We start from the raw sequence: 4,944 nt of genomic DNA, 5'->3' as shown, positions 1-4,944 counted from the left end.
GGGTCGTCGACGTCCTCGCAGGACAACCGGTCGGCCGGGCCGAACGCGTGCAGACGGACGGCGCGCACGTCAGGCCCCGTAAGGCCGCTTGGCGCGGGCCTCCTTGAGCGCCGTGCCCCACCAGACGAGCTGGTCGAGCACGGTCGTGGCGGCCTTGTCGACCTCCTCGACGTCCACCGGGGCGCCCTGCTCGTCGAACCGCGACCACGCGCCGTGGAAGCTGACGGTGTCCCGCACGGTGACGGCGTGCAGCTCCGCGAAGACCTGCCGCAGCTGCTCGACCGCCCGCAACCCGCCGCCGACGCCGCCGTAGGAGACGAACCCGACCGGCTTGGCCTGCCACTCGGTGTAGTGCCAGTCGATCGCGCTCTTCAACGGCGCGGGGAAGCTGTGGTTGTACTCGGGGGTGATGACGACGAACGCGTCGGCGTCCCGCAGGCGCGGCGACACCAGCGCGACCTCCGGCGCCGGGTCCTCCCCGAAGCCGTGCAGCCGGTCGGGCAGGTCCAGGTCGTCGAGGTCGAGCACGTCCACGCTCAGGTCCGCGCGCTGCTTGGCGCGGTCCGCGAACCAGTTCGCCACGACCGGCGCGAACCGGCCCTTGCGGGTGCTGCCGACGATGATCGCTAGCTTCAGCATTCGGGTGTTCCCTCCTCGGTGTCCGATGTCGAAGCTAGGAGCGGGCGAGGGTCGCGGGCATCTGTCACGTGACTGGTCACCTGACGGATTCGACCGGTCGACCGGCGGCCGTAATTTCCCGCCATGACGCAGGACGCGCAGGTCAGGACCCGTTGGGCACCGGTGGTGGCGCTGGCGATGGCGATGCTGGTGGTCACCAGCGAGATGACGGTGGCGGCGGTGGTGCTGCCCGGCCTGGGCGGCGAGCTGGACGTGGGCCCGGCGGGCACGGCGTGGGTGCTGCTGGCGTACACGCTGCCGATGGCGGCCATCGCGATCCCGGCCGGGCGGTGGGTGGACCGGGCGGACGTGCGGTCGGCGTTCCTGCTGTCGCTGGCCGGGGTGGCGGTGGCCGGCGTGCTCACGGCGGTCGCGCCCGCGTTCTGGGTGCTGCTGCTGGGACGGGTGCTGCAGGGCGCGGCCGGGTCGCTGGTGCTGGCCGGGTACATGCCGATCGTGGTGGCGGCGGTGGCCCCGGAGCAGCGGGGGCGGGCCATCGGGTACGTGATCACGATCATGACCGTCGGCGGGCTGGTCGGTGCGCCGCTGGGCGGGTTCGTGGCGGGCGCGTTCGGGTGGCGGTCGGTGTTCCTGCTGAAGCTGCCGGTGGTGGTGGTCGCGCTGTGGCTGGGGTGGCGGTCCCTGCGCGGTGACGGGCGTGGGCTGCCGGTGCCGGACCGGGGGTTGGTGCTGGAGGCGGTGTTGCTGGGCGGCGCGATCACGTCGGTGCTGCTGGCGTTCGAGGACCGGGCGTGGCTGCTCGTGGTGGCGCTGGTGTCGGCGGTGTGGTGGGGGCGGCTGCCCGCGTCACGGCCGGTGCTGGCGCTGGTGCGGCGGAGGCCGTTCGGGTTGCCGCTGCTGACGTTGTCGCTGGTGTCGACGTTGGGCGGGGTGATGTTCTTCCTCGTGCCCTACCACGTGACGGACGTGCTGGGCGGCACGCCGGAGGACGTCGGGGTGGCGCTGCTGGTGTTCGTGGCCGGGGTGAGCGCGCTGGCGGTGGTGTCGGGTTGGCTGACCGACCGGTACGGGCCGTGGCGGGTGACGATGGCCGGGTCGGTGCTGAGCGCGCTCGCGCTGGGGTTGCTGCTGCTGCCGGTGACGTCGTTCGTCGACCTGTGCTGGAGGCTGGCGGTGCTGGGTGTGGGGCAGGGCCTGTTCAACACGGCGATGAACGCGCTGGTGGTGGCCGGTGCGCCGGAGGGGATGGCCGGTGCGGCGGGCGGGCTGAGCTCGACCGCGCGGATGGTCGGCCAGACGGTCGGGCCCGCGGTGGCGGCGCTGGCGGCGGGGTTGGCGGGCGGCGGTGGCGCCGGGTTCCGCACGGGGGTCGCGGTGCTGACGGCGGTGGCCGTGGTGGCGGTCGGGACGCTGGCCGGCGGCAAGCAGCGGTGAGCAGGCGGGGCGGGGAGGTGGGTCAGGCCAGTTGGGCCAGGACCTCGTCGGCGTCCTCGACGCGGCCCTGGGCGCGGAACAGGGTCAGGGCCCGTTGCCGGGCGTCGCGCGCTTCGGCGTCCCGGCCCACGGCGGCGAGCACGTCACCGAAGTGCCGTAGCACGCTGGCCTCCTCGTAGGAGTTGTCCAGCCGCCGGTAGAGCTCCAGGGCGTGCCGGTAGTGCTCGACGGCGTCCTCGTCCCGGCCGTGGTGGTGGGCGATGTAGCCCAGGCTGTCCGAAGTGGCCGCCTCGCCCTCGACGTGGCCCAGCTCCTCGTTGAGCGCCAACGCTTCCCGGCAGTGCGCCTCGGCGCCGACGTGGTCACCCAGCCGGGCCATGCGGTAGCCGACGTCGTTGAGCGCCTCGGCTATCCGGACCGGGATGCCGAGCCCGCGGAACAGCTCCAGCTGCGCCTGCGCGTGCACCAGGGCACCGGCGACGTCGCCGCGGCGTTCCATCGCCCACGCCATCGCGCGGTGCGCGGCGGCCTTGCCGTAGTCGTCCTCGACGAGCCCCAACGCCTCGCGCAGGTGGTGGTCGCCCTCGTCGTAACGACCCACGTCGGTCAACGCCATGCCGAGGAACTTGTGCGCGGAGACCCGCATGAACCGGTCCTGGAGGGCGTCGGCGGCGTCGAGCGCGGCCCGCCACACCGCGATGTCCTCGGCCGCGTGCCCCCGGCGCAGGTGGTAGTTCGTCAGCGCCCACGCGACGTGCCAGGCGACGGCGTGCCACCGGTGGTCGGCGGCCAGCCGTTGAGCGGCCAGCAGCGACTCGTACTCGGCGTCGAACCAGTCCATCGCGGCCGTGACGTCGGCCAACGGCACCGGGTCGCCGTCCGGGGCGGTGATCGGCGGGCGGTGCGGCTCGATCAGCCGGTCGCCGGCGTGCGCGGTGGCGGCGAAGTGGCCGACGAACGCCTTGAGGTTGACGTCGGCGCGCGGGGGCGCGACCTCGGCGGCGTAGAGGCGGACGAGGTCGTGCATGCGGTAGCGGCCGACGCGGTGCTGCTGGACCAGGTGGGCGGCCTCCAGCTCCCGCAGCGGCCTGCGGGTGTCGGCACGACCGGTGAGGGCGGCGACGGCGCGCAGGCCCAGGTCCGGCGCGGAGGTCAGGCCGAGCAGGCCGAACAGCTCCTTCGCGGCCGGGCTGAGCACCCGTAACGAGCAGGCGAACACCGTGCGCAGGTCGGCGCTGAGGTCGTCCAACGCGTCGAGGCGCTGCTCCCGCAGCTCCTCGGTGAGCGCGGACAGCGGCAGGTCCGGCTGGGTGACGGCGCGGGCCGCGACGATGCTCAGCGCCAGCGGCAGCCCGCCGCACAGCTCCAGCAGCTCACCGGTGACGTCCGGTTCGGCCTCGACCCGTTCCGCGCCCAGGCGTGCGGTGAGGAACGTGCGGGACTCGTGCTCGTCGAGGACGTCCAGCGCGACCGACCGCGCGCCGTGGGCGGTGAGCAGGCCGAGCAGCTGCACGCGGCTGGTGATCAGCGCGGTGCAGTGCGCGCCGCCGGGCAGCAGCGGGGTGACCTGGGCGGTGTCGCGGGCGTTGTCCAGGACGACGAGCACCCGCTTGTCCGCGACGAGGCTGCGGTAGAGGGCGGACCGGGCGTCGAGGTCGGCCGGCGGGTCGTCCACGCCGAGGGCTTCGAGGAAGCCGCGCAGGGCGTTCTCGGGCGTGACCGGGTCGCCCACCGGGTCGAAGCCGCGCAGGTTGACGTAGAGCTGGCCGTCCGGGAAGTCGTCCAGGTGCCGGTGCGCCCAGTGCAGCGCCAGGGCGGTCTTGCCGATGCCGCCCGCGCCGCCGATGGCCGTGATGACGACGGTGGACGACGGTTCGGTTAGGGCCGTGAGCTCCTTCTCCCGGCCGGTGAACCAGCGGTGCGGCGCGGGCAGCTGTCGCGGCACGGCTTTGACGTCCGCGGGCTTGGCGTCGACGAGCGTGGCGTCGGCCGGCTGCGCGTCCTGGTGGCCCAGGACGCGCAGGTGGAGGTCTTGCAGCGGCTTGCCCGGGTCGGTGCCCAGCTCGTCGGCCAGCGTGCGGCGCAACGCGTCGTAGTGCCGCAACGCCTCCGACGACCGGCCGCTGAGGTGCAGGGCGAGCACGAGCTGGCCGGCCAGGCGCTCGTCCAGCGGGTCGGCCCGGGTGGCGCGGCGGAGGGCGGGCAGCAGGGCGGCGTGGTCACCGAGCCTGATCGCGACGTCGTTGCGGTCGAGCTCGACGGCCGCGCGTTCGGCGTGCAGGGCCTCCCTGACCTGGGCGAACCAGGGCGAGTCGAGCCCGTCCAGCGCGTCGCCGCGCCACAGCCGCAACGCCCGGTCGTACAGCTCGGCGGCACGCTCGTCCGGCGCGGTGCGGGCCTGCTCGGCCAACGCCCGGAACTCGACCAGGTCGACCCGGTCGGTGTCGAGGAGGTAGCCGCCCGGACCGCGCTGGATGTCGATGCCGGCGGCACGCAGCTTGGACACGTACCCGTACAGCGTCTCCTTGGCGCGCAACGGCGGTCGCTCGCCCCAGACGCGGTCGACCAGCCGTTCCGCCGGCACCGGTCGACCGGCCTCCAGCAGCAGCGCCGCCAGCACGCTGCGCCGACGGGTGTGGCCGATGTCGAGGTCGTCGCCGCCGACCCGGGCCCGGACACCGCCGAGCAACTCGAAGTCCACGCGGAAGGCTCCCTCGAACAGCCGGTTCAAGGTTCATCCTAGGTTCGCTCCCGATCACCGGAGCAGGGTGTCCCCTGGCCGCGGACCGGCGACGGGAACCGGCGGAGGCCCCACCTCTCCGCCGGTGCGAGGGGTCGACGTCCCGACCGGTGGCTCTCCCTCCGGTCGGG

3 protein-coding genes are annotated in these 4,944 nt (G+C 74.2%); 1 reads left to right on the top strand and 2 read right to left on the bottom strand.

The genetic code is table 11. The features are described 5' to 3' along the window. Nucleotides 1-69 precede the first annotated feature (69 nt). Nucleotides 70-639, bottom strand: coding sequence for an NAD(P)H-dependent oxidoreductase (locus AB0G02_RS28065; protein ID WP_360799467.1), 570 nt, complete (start codon nucleotides 637-639; stop codon nucleotides 70-72). Nucleotides 640-762: 123 nt separating this feature from the next. Here AB0G02_RS28065 and AB0G02_RS28060 point away from each other — a divergent pair, with 123 nt between their 5' ends. After that, on the top strand, nucleotides 763-2,073 hold the full coding sequence (locus AB0G02_RS28060) for an MFS transporter (protein WP_360799464.1): 1,311 nt from the start codon (nucleotides 763-765) through the stop codon (nucleotides 2,071-2,073). A 22-nt stretch (nucleotides 2,074-2,095) separates the two neighbouring features. Here AB0G02_RS28060 and AB0G02_RS28055 read toward each other — a convergent pair whose 3' ends face one another. Next, complete coding sequence (locus AB0G02_RS28055) at nucleotides 2,096-4,774, bottom strand: BTAD domain-containing putative transcriptional regulator (RefSeq protein ID WP_360799461.1); 2,679 nt, start codon at nucleotides 4,772-4,774, stop codon at nucleotides 2,096-2,098. Nucleotides 4,775-4,944 lie beyond the last annotated feature (170 nt).

Source organism: Actinosynnema sp. NPDC023658, assembly GCF_040639995.1.
Classification (GTDB): domain Bacteria; phylum Actinomycetota; class Actinomycetes; order Mycobacteriales; family Pseudonocardiaceae; genus Actinosynnema.
Note: the sequence above shows the minus strand (reverse complement) of the source record. Positions and strands in the feature narration are given on the sequence as shown.

Excerpts from the sequence above, each read along its gene's own strand:
- AB0G02_RS28065 (WP_360799467.1), bottom strand. The coding sequence starts at position 639 with ATGCTGAAGCTAGCGATCATCGTCGGCAGCACCCGCAAGGGCCGGTTC.
- AB0G02_RS28060 (WP_360799464.1), top strand. The coding sequence starts at position 763 with ATGACGCAGGACGCGCAGGTCAGGACCCGTTGGGCACCGGTGGTGGCG.